Origin of the sequence: Vibrio sp. 1F279 (genome assembly GCF_041439815.1) — a bacterium.
Lineage (GTDB): Bacteria > Pseudomonadota > Gammaproteobacteria > Enterobacterales > Vibrionaceae > Vibrio > Vibrio tasmaniensis_A.
In genome coordinates this window covers 1-18,307 of record NZ_JBGOOU010000033.1, presented here as the reverse complement: position 1 = coordinate 18,307, position 18,307 = coordinate 1, and the positions used below count along the sequence as shown (strand labels likewise).

15 protein-coding genes are annotated in these 18,307 nt (G+C 44.2%); 9 read left to right on the top strand and 6 right to left on the bottom strand.

What is annotated here, in order from left to right; translation table 11 throughout:
• Window positions 1–28 precede the first annotated feature (28 nt).
• The 5 genes from sbcB (at window position 29) to purT (ending at window position 5,047) form a co-directional block, all read left to right on the top strand.
• Complete coding sequence (sbcB, locus tag ACED60_RS19955; protein ID WP_371728295.1) at window positions 29–1,453, top strand: exodeoxyribonuclease I; 1,425 nt, start codon at window positions 29–31, stop codon at window positions 1,451–1,453.
• 25 nt (window positions 1,454–1,478) lie between these two features.
• A complete protein-coding gene (locus tag ACED60_RS19950) occupies window positions 1,479–1,850 on the top strand; it encodes a CidA/LrgA family protein (protein ID WP_009846947.1) in 372 nt (123 codons plus the stop codon).
• A 2-nt stretch (window positions 1,851–1,852) separates the two neighbouring features.
• Complete coding sequence (locus ACED60_RS19945; protein ID WP_012604141.1) at window positions 1,853–2,530, top strand: LrgB family protein; 678 nt, start codon at window positions 1,853–1,855, stop codon at window positions 2,528–2,530.
• 286 nt (window positions 2,531–2,816) lie between these two features.
• Window positions 2,817–3,704: a cytidine deaminase gene (gene cdd, locus ACED60_RS19940; protein ID WP_065676922.1), complete on the top strand. Its 888-nt coding sequence runs from the start codon at window positions 2,817–2,819 to the stop codon at window positions 3,702–3,704.
• Window positions 3,705–3,871: 167 nt separating this feature from the next.
• Entirely contained in the window at window positions 3,872–5,047 is a 1,176-nt protein-coding gene (gene purT, locus ACED60_RS19935) for a formate-dependent phosphoribosylglycinamide formyltransferase (protein ID WP_102258542.1), read from the top strand.
• A gap of 131 nt (window positions 5,048–5,178) precedes the next feature.
• Here purT and ACED60_RS19930 read toward each other — a convergent pair whose 3' ends face one another.
• Window positions 5,179–5,832 carry a thiopurine S-methyltransferase gene (locus ACED60_RS19930; protein ID WP_009846951.1) on the bottom strand — a complete coding sequence of 218 codons (654 nt, stop codon included), beginning with the start codon at window positions 5,830–5,832 and terminating at the stop codon, window positions 5,179–5,181.
• Window positions 5,833–6,155: 323 nt separating this feature from the next.
• Between ACED60_RS19930 and ACED60_RS19925 the strand changes: the two genes are divergently transcribed.
• Window positions 6,156–6,932 (top strand): RelA/SpoT domain-containing protein, encoded by a 777-nt coding sequence (locus ACED60_RS19925; protein ID WP_017059130.1) that lies wholly within the window; start codon window positions 6,156–6,158, stop codon window positions 6,930–6,932.
• 273 nt (window positions 6,933–7,205) lie between these two features.
• Here ACED60_RS19925 and ihfA read toward each other — a convergent pair whose 3' ends face one another.
• Both ihfA and ACED60_RS19915 read right to left on the bottom strand, forming a co-directional pair.
• A complete protein-coding gene (gene ihfA, locus ACED60_RS19920) occupies window positions 7,206–7,502 on the bottom strand; it encodes an integration host factor subunit alpha (protein WP_004734853.1) in 297 nt (98 codons plus the stop codon).
• A gap of 468 nt (window positions 7,503–7,970) precedes the next feature.
• A complete protein-coding gene (locus ACED60_RS19915) occupies window positions 7,971–8,864 on the bottom strand; it encodes an EamA family transporter (RefSeq protein ID WP_029225334.1) in 894 nt (297 codons plus the stop codon).
• A gap of 103 nt (window positions 8,865–8,967) precedes the next feature.
• Between ACED60_RS19915 and ACED60_RS19910 the strand changes: the two genes are divergently transcribed.
• Both ACED60_RS19910 and cqsA read left to right on the top strand, forming a co-directional pair.
• Window positions 8,968–10,350 (top strand): PLP-dependent aminotransferase family protein, encoded by a 1,383-nt coding sequence (locus ACED60_RS19910; RefSeq protein ID WP_371728294.1) that lies wholly within the window; start codon window positions 8,968–8,970, stop codon window positions 10,348–10,350.
• 268 nt (window positions 10,351–10,618) lie between these two features.
• Window positions 10,619–11,800: an alpha-hydroxyketone-type quorum-sensing autoinducer synthase gene (gene cqsA, locus ACED60_RS19905; RefSeq protein ID WP_269336333.1), complete on the top strand. Its 1,182-nt coding sequence runs from the start codon at window positions 10,619–10,621 to the stop codon at window positions 11,798–11,800.
• A gap of 181 nt (window positions 11,801–11,981) precedes the next feature.
• On the opposite strand, the gene ACED60_RS19900 is transcribed toward cqsA, so the two are convergent.
• Both ACED60_RS19900 and ACED60_RS19895 read right to left on the bottom strand, forming a co-directional pair.
• Entirely contained in the window at window positions 11,982–14,030 is a 2,049-nt protein-coding gene (locus ACED60_RS19900) for a response regulator (RefSeq protein ID WP_371728293.1), read from the bottom strand.
• A 269-nt stretch (window positions 14,031–14,299) separates the two neighbouring features.
• Window positions 14,300–15,115 (bottom strand): TauD/TfdA dioxygenase family protein, encoded by an 816-nt coding sequence (locus ACED60_RS19895; RefSeq protein ID WP_371728292.1) that lies wholly within the window; start codon window positions 15,113–15,115, stop codon window positions 14,300–14,302.
• A 493-nt stretch (window positions 15,116–15,608) separates the two neighbouring features.
• On the opposite strand from ACED60_RS19895, the gene ACED60_RS19890 reads away from it, so the two are divergent.
• Window positions 15,609–16,010: an ACT domain-containing protein gene (locus ACED60_RS19890; RefSeq protein ID WP_012604152.1), complete on the top strand. Its 402-nt coding sequence runs from the start codon at window positions 15,609–15,611 to the stop codon at window positions 16,008–16,010.
• A 106-nt stretch (window positions 16,011–16,116) separates the two neighbouring features.
• On the opposite strand, the gene ACED60_RS19885 is transcribed toward ACED60_RS19890, so the two are convergent.
• Entirely contained in the window at window positions 16,117–18,003 is a 1,887-nt protein-coding gene (locus tag ACED60_RS19885) for a methyl-accepting chemotaxis protein (RefSeq protein ID WP_371728291.1), read from the bottom strand.
• Window positions 18,004–18,307: the final 304 nt, after the last annotated feature.

Here is an 18,307-nt window from a genome sequence, read left to right as displayed (position 1 = left end):
GTTCTGCGCTTGCTGTTCAGGAATTTCAATGAGTTCAGATAATCAGCCGACCTACTTCTTTTTCGATTACGAAACGTGGGGCGTTAGCCCAGCAAAAGACCGTCCGAGTCAGTTTGCGGGTGTTCGTACCGACCAAGATTTCAATGTTATTGGAGAGCCTCTGGTTATCTATTGCCAACCTCCTGCTGATTACCTCCCTGCGCCTGAAGCTGCGTTGATCACCCGTATCACGCCACAGAAAGCGGCTTCACAAGGTCTCCCTGAGCCAGAGTTTATCGCTAAGATCCATGCTGAGTTGGCCAAACCAAACACCACAAGCCTTGGTTACAACAGTATTCGATTTGATGACGAGGTAACGCGTTACACCTGTTACCGAAACTTCATCGACCCATATGCGTGGAGCTGGCAGAACGGCAACTCTCGTTGGGATCTACTCGATGTAATGCGCGCTGTTCACGCACTGCGCCCTGAAGGCATTGTTTGGCCAGAGAACGAAGAAGGTTATCCAAGTTTCAAACTGGAACACCTATCTGTGGCAAACGGCATTGAACACGAGAACGCGCACGATGCGATGGCCGATGTTATTGCGACCATCGAGTTAGCAAAGAAGCTTAAAGCTGCACAACCTAAGATGTTCGATTACCTTTACAACATGCGTCATAAGCGTAAGCTAAATGACCTAGTTGATATCGTAAACATGACACCATTGATGCACGTTTCGGGCATGTTTGGCCGTGACTGCAACTACACAAGCTGGATTGTGCCTATGGCTTGGCACCCAACTAATCAAAATGCGGTTATCGTGGTTGATTTAGCTAAAGATCCAAGCCCACTACTAGAACTGGACGCTGATGAACTCAGAGACAGACTCTACACCAAACGCAGTGAACTGAGTGAAGACGAGCTACCCGTACCCATCAAATTGGTTCAACTGAACAAGTGCCCTATTCTTGCTCCAGCCAAAACGCTGACGGCTGAAAATGCCGAAACCATCGGTATCGATCGCCAACAATGCTTGAAGAACTTGGCACTGCTGCGCGAACATCCAGAGATCCGCGAAAAACTCATTGGCCTGTACTCTCAAGAGCGCGAGTACGAAAAAAGTGATGATGTTGATACCCACCTTTACGACGGTTTCTTTTCACCTGCTGATAAAACAGCGATGAACATCATTCGTGAAACTGACCCGAACAACTTGGCAGTTTTGGATATCACCTTCAGTGACGAACGTATTAAACCGTTACTGTTCCGTTACCGTGCACGTAACTTCCCATGGACGCTCGACGAAGCTGAGCAATTGAAATGGGCAAACCATTGTCGTGAGTTTTATGAGTGCCGTTTAGAAGAGTACATGCTCAACCTTGAAAACCTCGCGCACGAACATGAAAGTGACGAGAAGAAAATGGCTATCTTGAAGGCGGTTTATCAATACGTAGAAAAGTTAGCTAGTTAATTCCATTATCAAGAGACGTAACACTTTGAAAGAAAGATTGATCCAACTGGTTTACTGCTTAATCTCCTTCACCTTAATCATAGGTGCACTTACAGTAGGTAACGCGTTACAGCACTTTTTGGATACCTCAATCCCAGGCAGTATTTTTGGCATGTTGATTCTGTTTGCCGCCATGGTGATTGGTATTGTTCCTTCGCACTGGGTACAACCCGGTGCAAGCTTGATTATCCGCCTAATGATCTTACTGTTTGTTCCGATCAGTGTTGGGTTGATGGATCACTTCGACATGCTCATCGCGAACGCATTGCCAATTATGGCGAGCGCCGTTGGTGGCACGTTGCTGGTGTTGGTGTCCTTATCATGGTTTTTAGACCGCTTGCTTTCGAGAGGTAACTGATCATGTGGATTCTACTCACCATCGTGGTATTCCTGTTTGCTCGCTGGGTAAGTCAAAAAGTTAACTCACCACTGTGTAATCCCCTGCTGATCAGCATTGGTATCATCATTCCGATACTCACGTTCTTCAAAGTACCGTTTGAGACTTACTATGCGGACAATACCTGGATTACCTACATGCTGCAGCCCGCGGTAGTTGCCCTTGCTTATCCGCTTTATGAACAGCTACCTCAAATCAGAGCCAACTGGCGCATCATCACCTTTGCTTGCACACTAGGCAGTGTGATGTCGATGACAACGACAGCATTGATCGCTGTGGCTTTTAAAGCAGACTTAAGTTTGATTGCGAGTTTATTAGGTAAGTCAGTCACCACACCAATTGCGATGGAAGTATCGAGCCATTTAGGTGGTGAAGCAGCGATTGCGGCAATACTGGTATTGATTGTTGGTCTGTTTGGGGCGATTTTTGCTTACCCAATCTACAATCTCATTGGTATTAAGAGCCCTATTGCCCGAGGTTTAACCATGGGTACCGTATCTCACGCTTTAGGCACTGCAACCTGTGCTGAAAAGAATCAGGAAGATGCAGCATTCAGTTCTTTGGCTCTTGTGCTTTGCGGCGTCATTACCTCAATCATCGCACCGAGTATATTTTCGCTCGTGGTTTGGTTCTATTCTTAACCTAAACGATCACTACGCGATTCAGCCCAACCAGAATGCTGTTTATTACAGTGTCTGTTTGGGCTTTTTATTCGCATTTATTTAGCAATAGCAGCCAAATCGCGCCCTGTTTAGGCCAATAAATGGGATATCAATGGTAGTTTTTACTCTTGCAATCGATTTCATCTGTGACCTCACTCTAATTATGCAAACCAATGTAACAAAACCAACGAAGTGGTGATAAATGTCACAGAAAATTCCTGAGCATTACATAGAATTAAAGCCTAAGGTCAATTAAGGATTCAACATGAACAGTCGTATTACCCTGGCGCTGGAAAGTGCTCCAACAGCAATCAAAGCACTTTTGAGTGACATCGTATTAGCAGACAACTTTGACGCGACCTTGTCTCCAGAACAATTTGCTAGCCTACTGCAAGCAAGTGGTTTAGCGGATGACGAGCTACGTATTGCGCTACTTCCTTTTGCCGCAGCCTATTCTTACGCTCCGTTATCTGACTTTTATGTTGGTGCAATCGTGCGTGGTTTGTCTGGCACTCTGTATTTTGGTGCAAACCTTGAAATCGCTGGTGCTCAACTTGGCCAAACAGTACACGCTGAGCAATCTGCAATCAGCCACGCTTGGATGAAAGGCGAACAAGGTATCTCTGATATCACCATCAACTTCAGCCCTTGTGGTCACTGTCGTCAATTCATGAACGAACTGACCACAGCGAAAGAGCTTAAGGTTCAGCTTCCACAACGTGATGAAATGTCTCTGCAAGAGTACCTACCAGACTCGTTCGGCCCTGCTGATTTAGGTGTAACAACAGGCCTAATGACAAAGCTTGATCATAAGTACACGACCGAAGAAACAACGCCTATTGTTGTAGAAGCGCTAGCAGCACTAAACCGCAGCCATGCTCCTTACACCAAAAACCTAAGTGGTGTTTCGCTACAACTGACGTCAGGTGAAATTTTTACGGGTGCTTACGCTGAAAACGCAGCGTTCAACCCGAGCCTACCTCCTCTGCAAGTCGCGTTAATTCAACTTAAACTGGCTGGCTTCGATTTTGAACAAATTGAAAGTGCAGCTTTGGTTGAAATCGCCGAAGGTAGCATCAGTCACCTAGCGGATACGCAATCTACATTAGAAGCGATTAATCCCGACATTCCAGTGACTTACTTAGCAATCTAAGTACATCTAATTAACAAAAATTCAAATAAGCAGCCCTATTTAACGGGGCTGCTTTTTTTATACCTGTAATTAACGCAACAACTTGCGCAAACGTTTGCTTTTATCATTGAAATAAGTATGATCACCCCGTTTTCAATCAATCGTTCAAAAGATCGGAAGGAATTTCTATGTTTGGTACTGCTACTCGTGAAAATGCTACTCGTGTACTTCTATTAGGTTCAGGTGAACTCGGCAAAGAAGTTGCTATCGAGTGCCAACGTTTAGGTTTGGAAGTTATTGCTTGTGACCGTTATGCAGACGCACCCGCGATGCAAGTTGCGCATCGTAGCCATGTATTAGACATGTTAGACGGCGATGCACTTCAAGCGATCATTGAACTAGAAAAGCCAGATTATGTGGTTCCTGAAATTGAAGCTATTGCCACCAGCAAGTTGGTAGAGCTAGAAGCACAAGGCTTAAATGTCGTTCCGACTGCGAATGCGACCAAGCTAACGATGAACCGCGAAGGTATCCGTCGCCTAGCGGCAGAAGAGCTAAAACTGAGCACTTCTCCTTACCGCTTTGCAGACACCTTTGAAGACTTCGCTGCCGCTATTGAATTCGTGGGAATGCCTTGCGTTGTTAAGCCAGTAATGAGCTCTTCAGGTAAAGGCCAAAGCGTTATCAAAACAGAGGAAGACATTCAAAAGTCTTGGGACTACGCACAAGAAGGCGGTCGTACTGGCGCGGGTCGCGTAATCGTTGAAGGCTTCATCGACTTTGATTACGAAATTACGCTACTTACCGTTCGCGCAGTCGACGGTGTGCATTTCTGTGCGCCTATCGGTCACCGCCAAGAAGATGGTGATTACCGTGAGTCTTGGCAGCCACAAGTCATGTCAGACAACGCACTTAAAACAGCGCAATACACCGCTGAACAAGTGGTTAATGCACTAGGTGGTCACGGTATCTTTGGTGTCGAGCTGTTTGTTAAAGGCGATCACGTTATCTTCAACGAAGTATCCCCTCGCCCACACGATACTGGCTTAGTGACTCTTATGTCTCAAGACTCATCGGAATTCGCACTGCACGTACGCGCGTTTACCGGTATGCCGATCAAATCCATCACGCAATACGGTCCATGTGCATCAGCGGTTATTCTGGGCCAAGGCACTTCAACCAACATTCGTTTTGAAGGTCTTACAGAGGCGCTAGACGCACCACAAACGCAAGTTCGCTTGTTTGGTAAACCTGATATCGATGGTCGCCGTCGTCTAGGTGTGGCGCTTACTCGTCGCAACAGCACTGAGACTGCGATTGAAGATGCAATTGAGAGTGCTTCTAAAGTAAAAGTAATTTACTAACCAGCTATTCAAATTCTGAACAATCACGACTTCAAATCTGAACAACAAAAAAGACGGGCTATCGAGCCCGTCTTTTTGTTGGTGTTATCTTTTTTATTGAAGCGGTCTTTTCGCTAGAGAGCTCACTGCGCTTAAGCGTCAGACTCAATCAAATACACTTCTTCACTGAATCGAGACAAACCTTTCTTCGCAATCTTAGGGTGTTCATCATCTGCGATATCTTGATTCAACAAAGTGATCTTATAACCTGCAAATAACTGATCGATCTCTAGCTTAGGTACGCTAAACGGAGGCCCTGCCATCTCACTTTGATCGTAATCCAATGTCACCAATAAGATTTTGCCGCCTGGCTTTAACAGTTGCTTCAAACGCTCTACATATTGCACGCGCATCTCTTCAGGCAATGCGACTAAAGACGCGCGATCGTAAATGGTATCGACAGGCTGGATTGGCGCTGAGAAGTAATCGCCCGTGTAGATGTTCAGTTCATCGAATTGATACAGCTCGTGCTGACCACTGATTTGAGTCACAGTCGGGGTGTAAAGGTGCTCTGCAAAAAATGCGCGAACCGCAATCTGACTTAACTCGACACCTTGAACATCTTCATGCTTTGAAGCTAGCCAAATCAGATCTTCACTTTTGCCACAAAGTGGAACAAACACACTCTTCTCGTAGCTAGGCTCAGTCTTTTCCCAAAATTTAATCAGAAGTGGGTTTACATCTTCGAGGTGGAAACCAATTTGGTTGGCTGCCCATTTATTGTGCCAAAATTCAGGATTATTCATCTTTCGTTCATGTTAAACAGTCATAATGCAAGGGTACAGTATAGAGAGGTAAGAGCAACCTTAGCTTGGTTTAAAGTACCAAATTGGTTTCGATGAAATCAGAAACTGGCTAAGTTCAAAGTTCTAATAATTGCGGAACTAACGGTTGGATTATTTGTCTATATCTTCACATTTTAAAGCAATATTAAACGTTAGAGTTGGTTTCGGTCTTAGCTAGCCCCATTTAATATGTAGTGAGTTTAGTTAAGCTGTTTTTACTCTTGTGCGTTACTGGTTACCCCTTTTAACTACCCGTTTTTGTAACCTTGTATTTTGGAGTTTGAATGAGTGTATTTCTCCGTACGACGGCCCTAATGCTATTGGTATTGAGCCGAGCGCCTGCATTCGCAGCAGCACCTGTTTCAACAAGTTCGACTGATCAAACGCGCACTCCTGCGCAAAACCAAGTTTCATCAAACGTATTCCGTCATAGTTTGAGCGGCCTTTACGGCATCAAAGCCTTCGACTCACGCCCGACTCAGCCTTACACCGACTTCGATATTCTGTACAGCAAAGCGCATCAAGGCCAAGCTGAACTAGAAACTATCTGTAAAAGTACTGCCCTACTCACCAATTCTGAAGCGCTATTTGCTGGCGTTAAATCTCAAGCTCGTGCAGAAGAAAAAATCGCCCTTGAGCTTGATGGTGATGTAACAAAAATTACCGACTTAGCCCGTGCAACTATCATCGCGAACGATGTAGAAAGCTTGGTTGAAGTTTACGAAGCGCTAAGCCGTGAAGCAGACGTTGTTAAGCTGAAAAACAAGTTTAAGTCACCAGCCGATTCTGGCTACCGTGACCTTAACTTGTTGGTTCGTTTACCTAAAACCAACATCATTGCAGAGGTTCAACTTCACTTGAAAGCGATTGCTGATGTGAAAAGTGGCCCTGAGCACGAACTCTACGAAATCATCCAAGGCATTGAGCGTCACGCAATTGCAGAACATCGCCCAATCAACGATATCGAAGCGGCACAAATCAATAGCCTAAGACGCCAATCTTTAGAGCTTTACCAACAAGCATGGCAACCGTACATTACCACGCACATTAAAGCGGCATAACCACTGGCATAAACGCTTACCATAAACAAGAACGACAAAGGGCTGCATAATCGCAGCCCTTTCTTTTTATTAGTGCTCTCGCGTTGCTTTCATTAGTTCATTACTATCAGAAAGCAAACTATAGGGATGTCACTATTAGTAGTTAACGAGAAGGGTAGCTAAGAAAAGAGAGTCAGGTGATACCACTAAGAGAAACCAGTGACAAGACAGTCAGCAAATGATGCATAAGACGTAGATACAAAAAGACCACGCTAGGCGTGGTCTATTGCTTGGCTACTTCTCGATTTTAATATTTTCGACTCGGGCCTTCAATTTTTGTCCCGGTCTAAAAGTAACAACACGTCGAGCAGAAATTGGAATGTCTTCACCAGTTTTCGGGTTACGACCAGGTCGCTCGTTTTTCTCACGAAGATCAAAGTTACCAAAACCAGACAGTTTTACCTGTTCGCCATTTTCAAGTGCCTTACGAACTTCTTCGAAAAACACTTCAACCGTTTCCTTGGCATCCCGCTTGCTGTATCCGAGTGTTTCAAACAGGTTCTCAGCCAAATCGGCTTTAGTGAGTGCCATAAAACTTTCCTCAAAGCTATGTTATACATTGCTACCATCTTCAGTAGCGCCAAAGCATTTACCCTATTCAATCAATGAGATAAGGTCATTTACAAGGAAAGTGTATGCCAAGCTTCTGATTTTCGCCAACTTTTTTATCTCATCAATTTAATTATTCTTTCAAATCAGGAAGATAACTCCCTTGTAAAGTCACATATATAGCTAAAAAACACCTAACCAACAGGTACGATGTGATATTATATCCCGAAAAATCCAACATAATAAGAATTTAAAACTTTAGTGTTCTAAAAGATAATTTTTGAGACCTCTATCCTATACCCAATAAAATCAGCCACTTGATTTGATATCAAACTCAACAGAGGTTACTAAGTAACCATTATTAAATATGATATTTGTATCATTTCAGAATTTAATTCGAATTAGTCAATCCTTTCGACAATGCTATTCTGCTGTGTTTTTAGAAAACGCTCAATCAATCGTCTTTATTTCCCTAAGAGGTCTTACGGTTGTCTTAGCAGGCTTCACTATCAAACCTATACCGACTAGAAACAGTACAGATGCCACAACTTGAGCGACTGATAGCACCTCGTCATACATAAAGTAGCCACTGATCAATGCGAATATAGGTACTAGCAAGGTTAACGGCGCTGTCGTGCTTAACGGATATTGAATTAACAGTTTATTCCACACCCAGTAACCGAATAGCGTGGTTGGGTAAGCCTGAAACAACACAGCAATCGTTGCGTTCCAATCCCATTGTTCTATCGCCTGCCAAATAATTTGGTCACCGTGCAGCATCACCGCAAACAACACTAATGGAACTGGCGCAAATAGCATGCCCCACACGTTAAACGCAAAAGCCTGAGTGGTTTTAGACGCTTTAACAATCACGCCCATTAACGTCCAACTACACGCTGCGACCATAATAAGAATCACGCCATTAACAGTGACATTGCCCGTTGCTGCGGAAACCAGCACCGCCAACGCGCACATGGCTAACATCGCACCCATTAACTTGCGAACCGACGCACTTTCTTTGAAAACCCACACGCCAACCGCCATACCAATTAGCACATTGGTTGAAAGCAACACCGACGAAAGCCCCGATGAGAGCCCAGCGGTGATTGACCATGAAGCCATGCCCCAGATGCCCACACCAAACACAAAGCCATAACTCACTAAATAACGCCACGCGACATTCGGTCTTGCTACAAAAAATATCACCGGAATCACCGCTAGCGAGAAACGCGCGGCGGTTGCCAACAACGGATGAACATTGGTTACACCCATTTTGATCATCGAGAAATTGAATCCCCAAATTGCCATCACGAACACCGCTAACAACAAATCATTTCTTTTCATACTGACCCCTCCTTTGTTTTGAATGAGTATCCCTTGATCAATAAAACCAGTACAGATACAATTTTTACAATAAAAACCAGTACAGTTAACAACGGTCGTGACCATGAGCATCTACAGAAAGCTAGCCAATCAGTTTATTGATGAGATTGAAACGGGGAAAAGACCCGAAGGTGGACGCATGCCTTCGCTGCGTCAATTAGCTAAACAACAAGCCATCAGCATGTCGACCGTGGTGAGCTGCTACCAAGAACTCGAATCACAAGGCTGGATACACTCTCGACCGCAAGCAGGGTATTTTGTTTCTCCTCATAAACCTGCTCGTTCAACCCCAGAGTGGGCACAGTTTGAAAGTAAAGTGTCGAGCGTCAAGCTAACCTCATCGACTCACAACTCAATCAATGGATCTTTAGGGGTGTCTAGCACCGCCAATGATGAACAGTCGATTGTTGAACTGGAACGCAGTTTTCGCCGCGCTATTCGGCGTATGAGCAGCAGGCTAAACCATTACCCAGATACACAAGGTGAGCCAATGTTACGTCAGGCATTATCCACTCACTTTGCCAAGCTCGATGTACACTTTTCACCTGAAGAGATGGTGATTACTGCAGGCTGTATGTCTGCGATTAAGGCTGCACTTGAATCGTGCACCAAAGAAGGCGACACCATCGCGATTAGTTCACCTTGTTTCAACGGCATTCTGGAGTTGCTCGGAAAGATGTCGCGACAAATCATCGAGATCCCATCTCTGGATGACGGTATCGACTTGCAACAATTGGAAGCGCATTTGAAGAATAGACAAGTCGATGCCGCGATTTTTTGTACCTCTCATATGAACCCTCAAGGGATCAACATGTCGGCTAGTCAAAAACAAAAGCTTGCTGAATTAGCGAATCACTATCAAGTACCGATCATTGAAGATGATGTGTATCTGGAACTTTCTTATTCCTCACACACTCCACTCCCCGCGAAATACTACGACAAAGGCGGCTATGTACTATGGTGTGGTTCAATATCGAAAAGCTTGTCACCGAGTTACCGATTAGGATGGTGCTTACCAGGGAGGTTCATTAACGAATACAAGGCTCAGTTTTCTGCTGCAAGCTATGGCGTCGCCCTACCCACTCAGCTTGCAGTTGCTGACTTTATCGAATCTGGTCAATACGCAAAACACGTTAGAAGAAGGTGTACTCAGCTTCTCTCTTTGCGCCAGCAATACCTAAGTTATTTGGCTCAGCACCTTCCTCAAGGAGTAAAGATAAGTAACCCGCAAGGTGGCATGGTACTTTGGCTACAAATACCAAATTTGAACCAATCAAGCTTTGCTCAGGCAGTTGCCGACCACAACATTGATATTAGGCTTGGACACCTGTTCAGCACTCTCGACCTTTACAGCAATTGCTTACGCATCAATATTGGGTATTCGTTAGAGGGTGAAACTAAGCAGCAATTGGATGCCTTAATTGAGCTTATCCACATTCACAGCTAACAGCCCGGAGCCTTTCAAAATCAGCTTTTTAAAAGCCTTTCGAACACCGAATTTTAATAGCCTTTTGTCATAAAAAAGAAGGCTATTATTCCTATCTTGATTCGGTTAAAGCCCCGAACCGTAAGGAAACCCACTCGCCTCAAAACCCTTAAATACTGAGTTTGCTAGCACATACAAAATTATGCAAACTGACTAATGACACATCACTTTTTAACTTCAATATACAACCGCCGGCGCTGGCGTTTTCCCGTATTTGAAGAGAATAATTATGAGTGATACAACAAAAAACAAACCACTACCTTCCTTTATCGAAGAACGCTTGAATTTCTATATTCAAGACCTCATTACCCAGAACCAAAGCCAAAAGCACTTGGTATTGGGTAAACGACCTCAGCGCAATGCCGTCGTGATGCAGAGCAATGATTACTTAGCACTGTCACACAACAAACCGATCCAAGACGCCCATCAAGCAGCGATTATTGAACACGATGACAACGTAGTGATGTCTGCAATTTTTTTACAAGATGAAGAGTCTAAACCTGCGTTTGAAACCGAGCTCGCGAACTATGTCGGAATGGAGAGCTGTTTGCTTTCTCAGTCAGGTTGGGCGGCCAATATAGGACTATTACAAACCATCTGCCCGCCGGACACATCGGTGTATATCGACTTTTTTGCCCATATGTCGCTATGGGAAGGCATTCGTGCCGCTGGCGGCATCGCCCACCCGTTTATGCATAACAATATGAATCACCTGCGTAAACAGTTAGAGCGCCACGGCTCAGGCGTTATTGTGGTCGATTCGGTTTACAGTACCATTGGGACCATCGCCCCACTACGCGACATCTACGAAATGGCGCAGGAGTTTGATTGTGCCGTCGTCGTTGATGAATCGCATTCATTGGGCACGCATGGGGAAAATGGTGCCGGCATAGTTCACGCATTGGGCCTTACAAACCAAGTCGACTTCATCACCGTAAGTTTGGCTAAAACCTTTGCTTATCGTGCAGGCGCGATCCTTGGGCCAAAACTGCTTTCAGAAACCTTACCGTTTGTTGCTTATCCCGCGATTTTCAGCTCGACCGTGTTACCACAAGAGGTGGTCCGTTTAGAGAAAACATTAGAGGTAATCAAAAGTGCAGATGATAAACGACAAGCTCTGTTCCTGCGTGCTAAATCGCTGACTACGGGTCTAAAACGAATTGGCTTTAATATCCGCAGCGAGTCTCAAATTGTTGCGTTGGAGTGCGGCAATGAGAGAAATACAGAGCGAGTGCGCGACTTCCTTGAAGAACGGAATGTGTTCGGTGCGGTGTTCTGCCGCCCCGCTACGGGCAAGAACAAGAACATCATCCGATTTTCAGTGAATGCCGATATGACACCACGAGACATTGACCATGTGCTCACAGTTTGTCACGAAGCGTACCATCACCCAGAGTTAGAGTTCGTATAACTCTGTACACACCAATTCTATAACTAACACAAACGGCAGGACTGAATAGACGCTATCATGTCGCGATACAAAAAGAGCCCAGCGAATTGCTGAGCTCTTTCTTGTGTTCATCTATTTATCTATTTATCTATTTATCTATTTATCTATTTAGTTCAGCTGGATAACCGGACGGTACAACCAATCAAATCCAGTGTGCAATTTTATCGAACAGTCGGGTTTTATCCGCTGGCTTCACAATAAAATCTGACATGCCTGACGATTCCATTTTTTCCAATGTCACTGGGGAACTGTCGCCTGTGTGAGCAATAATCGGCACTGTAGAGTATTCTTTGGCTGCACTGCGGATTCGACGAGAAGCTTCAATACCATCCATAATTGGCATCTCGATATCCATCAGAATCAAATCAACATCCTCGGTATCCAAAGCATCTAACGCTTGTTGGCCATCTTCTTTCTGTACAACGTCAAAGCCCTGTTTTTCCAATAACATTGCGGTAAAACGGCGCAAAGATTCGTTGTCATCCACCACCATTATCGTACGTTTATTAGTCGCCTCTAGTGGTTTCACAGCAACCGATGGCAACACGTAATTAGAATCGAAAAGTAAGCGCTCGATGGTGGCTTTGGTATTCAGTAGCCAAACTTGTGTTTCCACCCAAATCGGTTCAAAAACAACGTTACGAACACGCTTAATGGGATGATGCTCATACAAATAGATGATTCTCGCTTCAGTGAACGATAGCAAAGATTCAATTCTATCGAGGTAATTGGCTCTTAAATCTAAGCTCTCCATATCAACGAAAATCAAGTCGAACTCAAATTGATATTCCTTATTTTTAAGTGCTGATACAACGTCTAATACGGTGAGGTCAAACCCCATAAAACGTGATGTCTCAGTAATTTTATCAGAGAGTACTTTCTGGTCACTCACCATCAACACTGTCTTTAGCTTAGTGAGCTCACTCTTAATTTCGTTCACAGAGTGAGAAGTCAAAGATGGAAAAGTCATCGTGAACTGCGTCCACTGTTCCACCTCAGACTTACACTTAATCTCTCCACCAAACGACCGCATTACCTTCTGACAAAATGGCAAACCTAAGCCGTAGTTACCTGATTGGCCGGTGGTGTAAAAATCCTGGAAGATACGTCGAATGACATCGTTTGAAATACCAGATCCGTTATCGGTAACCATAATTTGATTGGTCACGTCATCACTGCACATGGTGACATGAATATGAAAATCTTCAGGGCTGCGATGATGGAATGCGTTCTTGAACAAGTTATACATCACGTACTTCAACAAGGTATCACTACCCAAGAAGTCAAAGTTGCTTTGTACATCTAAAGAGATCGCTGATTTATCAGCTGAGCGCTTATAGTTAAAGCTATCTATCGCCCCTTCCACCACCGCTTGAGCTGAATGTTTCTTGAACGTAGAACGAGATACTCGGTTTTCATCAATTGAAGTCAATAGCAGATCAATCGTCTCGTTACCTGAGTGAATAATCTCCATCGCTTCATCACCCACTTCACGTAACTGTATAACTTCTTCATTACTCAAAGCGTATTGCCCTTGGTGGCCACCACTTTTCGGATTCGGCAATATGGACTGCATAACATCAATAGATGTCAGTAAACCACTTAGTGGGTTTCGCATCTCATGCGCGATACCAGCTCCAAAAGATTTCGCCAATGACACCTTATTCTCATGTTCCACCTGATTACGGAAGTAAAATAAGTTACCGAACAAATAGATAAATAAGAAGATTGGCACATGCGTCCAATCCATAGTGAGCTCTAAGTAGAAGCCTTGTGCCACCCACGCACACAAGGTAGCAATCCCTATCCCAGCGAAGGTTTGTGCAAACATCACTCGGGTGACGTGAACTAATAGAATATGGAGGAAAATAGCCGACATGAAAGACATAACCCATACGTTGGACCAGTTATTCATCAGCAGCATGTAAAAGAAAAAACACGGTAAGCAGAGGGTAATAGCGACTTGATAATAAGCCGGAAGGTACTTTCGCCAATCAAATGGAATACGATTACGAACAACAATCCCAAGGAACAATACCGAGCAAAACAGACGCACGGCTAAATTTTCATAGGGTTGCGGAAACAAGAATTCCCATACAATGTAGTAAGCAGGGAAACCGACAAAGCCCATCCAACCCACAAGGGTTAGGTTAGGTTCTGCGTACTGATAAACTTTACGAATCGCGTTCATACAAATACTTTATTTACTAAGCCCTAACGTTTACAAAGTCTAAAATTTGATGTTGGTTCTTATGTTTTCCGCTGAGTATATTACACATCACCTCAGAGCAGTGAGCTTTCAATCAAATATGTATCAACGCTTTTGATTTTATTATGACTTAGATGAATAAAGTCTCGTTTCATACTTTAACTCAGACAACATCCCTAAGTGATTCAGATTTATACGCTCACGCTACACCAATAACGCGCCTTAGCAAGTGCTGCGCCTCTTCGTTTGCATTATGTCACTGTAACGCGATACATCTTTCTTGGAGTATCGCCGTAATCAATCACCGCGTAATGTTGCGTGACCCTATTGTCCCAAATAGCCATTGATCCCCTGTCCCATTTGAAACGGACTTGAAACTCAGGGCGTCGTGCAATTTCAAACAGTTGGTTAAGTAAAATATCACTCTCTTGTCGGTCAAGTTCGTTGATATAACGGGTAAACTGCTCATTGATATAAAGTGTTTCTTTACCGGTTTCCGGATGGCTCTGAACAACAGGATGAATTACAGGTGGATTTTGCTGCGCGGTTTTAAGTAGTGATTTGTGCCAATCAAGCTCTATCTGATCTGGCTCAACTCCCTCGAAAGCCACCAGCGAATGAGTCGCAGACAACCCTCTCAGTTTTGCTTTCATGTCTTCATCTAATGACTCGAAAACCGCCGTCATCGAACACCAAATCGTATCCCCACCGGTGCTTGGAATATGTTGAGCATGCAACAAAGAAGCTTTCGATGGCACTTTGCGCCAGGTTAGATCCGTATGCCAATAGCTTTCCATGGGTGCATTACCACGGGTTGTTTCGATGACACTCACCTGAGGTGCGCTTTCGACGCGAGGAAAGAAGGGATGCGCAAGCTCGAGCTGTCCAAATCGCTCTGCAATCATCAAGTGTTGTTCTGGTGAGAGTACTTGATCACCTAGGAAGATTACTTGATGGGTAATCAGCGCCTGATAAACCTCATCGAGCTCAGTCACACTGCATGTGGCGAGATCGACTCCATGGATTCGCGCACCGATATGAGGGGTAACTTGTTCTATTTTCAACATACTTTCGCTTATTGGTGATATGACATTTCAGGATCAGTTTAGGTACAGGCTATTAAACCGAACAAATACGCCATTTCTTTCAACACTGTTCGTTCCAAAAAAAAGTCTCACTTTAATAAGAAAAAGGCCATCTAAAAAAAGAGCCCCTACATAGGAGCTCTTTTCGTTTTTTGATACTTCCTGTATCCATAGACAAGTCCAATCTGTAGTACTTTCACTGAAAGCCAGATCATCGATATCTCCAGTTGTGTATCAACTTAAATGTAACACACAATCTCCAGGCTGTTCTAAAACACAACCGAGATAATGAACTTAGTGCCACTCCATCTCACCACTCAGCACTTGTTCGATGCCATCAAGATGGAAGGAATCTCGACATTAACGATACTGATGTGGAATAAGTATTATTAATTTTACTTATGCAAAACTAAATTCTATCTTGGCTGCATTATACAACACCATAAACAAACGCAATTACGCAGGGAAAAAGACGATGACCGCCATTACCGATTTAGACATTCTGCTAAAGTCCATGTCACCAGAGCTCATTGAAGGTGATTATGTTTTTTGTACTGTAGACGGGGGATTGGGAGATTATGTTCAACTCGAACCAATCGCGACCTTTCGTGAAAAGGAAAGTTTAACACTGGTTCTTGAAGAAGGCGTTGCGACCAAAGCTCAGTTAGACTTCGACGGTGTATTTAGCCTGATAACTTTATCGGTCCACTCGAGTCTTGAAGCGGTTGGATTAACAGCGGCTTTTGCCACCAAGCTAGGTTCATACGGCATTAGCGCCAACGTAATTGCTGGTTATTACCATGACCATATCTTCGTTCAGAAAGAGAAAGCAGAAGCTGCAATGAGTGCGCTGAAAGAGTTTTCAGAAACTGATTAATAAATAATTTGATTACTCACAAATACAAAAAAAGCGACGTAATCTACGTCGCTTTGACTTATTGCTTAACAATCACTCACTGATCAGGCATCAGTGAGTGACACAGTTAAGCAAGCTTAAAAGTCGCCACTTTGTCACTTAAACCAGCGGCTTGGCTCTTAAGTTCGTTCGACTCAGTTAAGCTGTCCTGTGCGCCCACAACTAAGTGGTCCGTAACATCTTTAATGGTCGTAATGTTCTGAGTAATTTCACCCGTCACGTGCGTTTGCTCTTCTGCTGCGGTAGCAATTTGAGTCGCCATATCACTAATCAAAGCCACCGCTGTGTTGATCTCTTCTAGCGCATGTGAAGCTCGGTCGGCATCTTCGACGGAATGTATTGCCAGTTTCGAGCTGCTCTCCATAAGATCAACCGCTTGAGCCGTTGTGCGTTGTAAAACATCAATCGTTGACTTTATCTCTTCTGTTGAAGAGTGAGTTCGTTGAGAAAGCACACGTACTTCATCTGCAACTACAGCAAAACCGCGACCTTGTTCACCAGCACGCGCCGCTTCAATCGCAGCATTCAAAGCAAGCAAGTTAGTTTGCTCTGCAATACCTTGAATCGTAGCAAGTACCGTTGAAATCTCTTGAGCATGCTTGTTTAGCTCGCTGATCACGTTGCCCGCCTCGTTCACTTCATTGGCGAGGTTATTGATAGAACCTTTAGTATCGACAACCAGGGCGTGACCGCTATTAGTGCTTGTCGCAGAGTCTTGTGCCGCTTTTGCGGTTTGCTCAGCATGCGATGCAATCTCTTGCGTTGCACTCGCCATTTCCGTTACAGCCGTCGCCACCATGGTGATCTCTTGCTGTTGATGATTAAGCTCATCCACCGAACGATTCGCTCGCTGAGTACTTTTCTCTGACTGGCTGTTAAGCTGCTCTGATTGCCCACGAATATGACCAATCAACTGCTGTAAACTTCCTACAAAAGTGTTGAAGTTCTGTGCTAGTTCTCCTACTTCATCTTGGTTCTCAACATGAATACGCTGAGTTAAATCACCACTACCATTAGCGATCTGCGCCAATGCTTGAGACACATGGTTCAACGGACGGAACAGAATAGTACACAGCAGGTTAAACAATATGGTACATACAATCACAACCAACAGTGTCACCAACACTTGACCGATCACCGCATCAAATAACGGTGCAACCAAAGAGTCATGATTAACAACACTGATAGTAATCAGGCTTGTACCATCAATCGCACGTGCGTACAGAACATAGTCGCTGCCATTTAACTCGATAGCCGTGTCTTTACCGCTAGTCAGTGCCTTCTGTACATCAGAAAAATCTAGCCCTAGCGAGCTAATGTTCTCATTCAGCAACTTTGTATCAGCGTGCGTGTAAACCGTGCCTTTGTTGGTCGCGATAAACATGTAGCCTTCGCCTGGAAGAATCACTTTTTCAAGGCTGTTTAGAATGCCGGTAATTTCTACATCGGCCCCCAAAACGACCTGCTGGCCATGCAGTTGCATTGCAGTACCCAACGACACAACGTTCGCCCCAGTTGCCGCGGCAACCGTTGGGTTATCCATGAACACCTTACTTGGGTTCGCAACCGCATTGGTGTACCAACCCCATACGCGTGGATCATCATTGCCCGGTGGCAACACTACGCCATTCGCATTTTTTTGCGAGCCATCTGGGAACGCTAAGAACACATTATCAAACGCCCCTGAATCACGAACCTGCTTCAGGTGAGTCACCAAGCTTTCTTGTGTTGACTCCTTCGAAAGTGAAGTAAGCGCACGTTCTTTGGATAAGATCCAATCCGATACATATTGATTGTAAGAAGCTGATGCACCTTCTAAGCGCTGTTCAACTTCAATATCTAACCGTTGCAATGAAGCACGAAAAGACAATACCTCGACCAAAATCCCCCCCAGGATAATGGCCATGCTGGCAGAGATCGCCAGCTTATTTTTAAGCGAGAGTTTCTTGAACATAGGAAACCTATAATTTGGAAGTAAAAACCGCGGTGACAAATTTGTCACCAATGCGGTTTGCAAGCACCATTTATTTTACGCTTTAAAATAAATTAATAAACCATCCAAGGTTAATATCAGCAATATATGTGAGTAGGGGCACGTATAGCGAGACATTCACCAATCAAATCATTGATTGTATGAGAAATCATACCGAACAGCCTGTTGAAGGGTAATTAAGTTAAATACGCTCAACATAGTGTTGTTACCTATACCCGTGATCATTGAAGGAGCTTGATTTTTTGCAATGAGAAGATCATGCTAT

Excerpts from the sequence above, each read along its gene's own strand:
- ACED60_RS19910 (WP_371728294.1), top strand. The coding sequence starts at position 8,968 with ATGAGCATCTACAGAAAGCTAGCCAATCAGTTTATTGATGAGATTGAA.
- ACED60_RS19890 (WP_012604152.1), top strand. The coding sequence starts at position 15,609 with ATGACCGCCATTACCGATTTAGACATTCTGCTAAAGTCCATGTCACCA.
- cqsA (WP_269336333.1), top strand. The coding sequence starts at position 10,619 with ATGAGTGATACAACAAAAAACAAACCACTACCTTCCTTTATCGAAGAA.
- ACED60_RS19895 (WP_371728292.1), bottom strand. The coding sequence starts at position 15,115 with ATGTTGAAAATAGAACAAGTTACCCCTCATATCGGTGCGCGAATCCAT.
- ACED60_RS19945 (WP_012604141.1), top strand. The coding sequence starts at position 1,853 with ATGTGGATTCTACTCACCATCGTGGTATTCCTGTTTGCTCGCTGGGTA.
- purT (WP_102258542.1), top strand. The coding sequence starts at position 3,872 with ATGTTTGGTACTGCTACTCGTGAAAATGCTACTCGTGTACTTCTATTA.
- ACED60_RS19915 (WP_029225334.1), bottom strand. The coding sequence starts at position 8,864 with ATGAAAAGAAATGATTTGTTGTTAGCGGTGTTCGTGATGGCAATTTGG.
- cdd (WP_065676922.1), top strand. The coding sequence starts at position 2,817 with ATGAACAGTCGTATTACCCTGGCGCTGGAAAGTGCTCCAACAGCAATC.
- ACED60_RS19930 (WP_009846951.1), bottom strand. The coding sequence starts at position 5,832 with ATGAATAATCCTGAATTTTGGCACAATAAATGGGCAGCCAACCAAATT.
- ACED60_RS19925 (WP_017059130.1), top strand. The coding sequence starts at position 6,156 with ATGAGTGTATTTCTCCGTACGACGGCCCTAATGCTATTGGTATTGAGC.
- ACED60_RS19900 (WP_371728293.1), bottom strand. The coding sequence starts at position 14,030 with ATGAACGCGATTCGTAAAGTTTATCAGTACGCAGAACCTAACCTAACC.
- ihfA (WP_004734853.1), bottom strand. The coding sequence starts at position 7,502 with ATGGCACTCACTAAAGCCGATTTGGCTGAGAACCTGTTTGAAACACTC.
- sbcB (WP_371728295.1), top strand. The coding sequence starts at position 29 with ATGAGTTCAGATAATCAGCCGACCTACTTCTTTTTCGATTACGAAACG.
- ACED60_RS19885 (WP_371728291.1), bottom strand. The coding sequence starts at position 18,003 with ATGTTCAAGAAACTCTCGCTTAAAAATAAGCTGGCGATCTCTGCCAGC.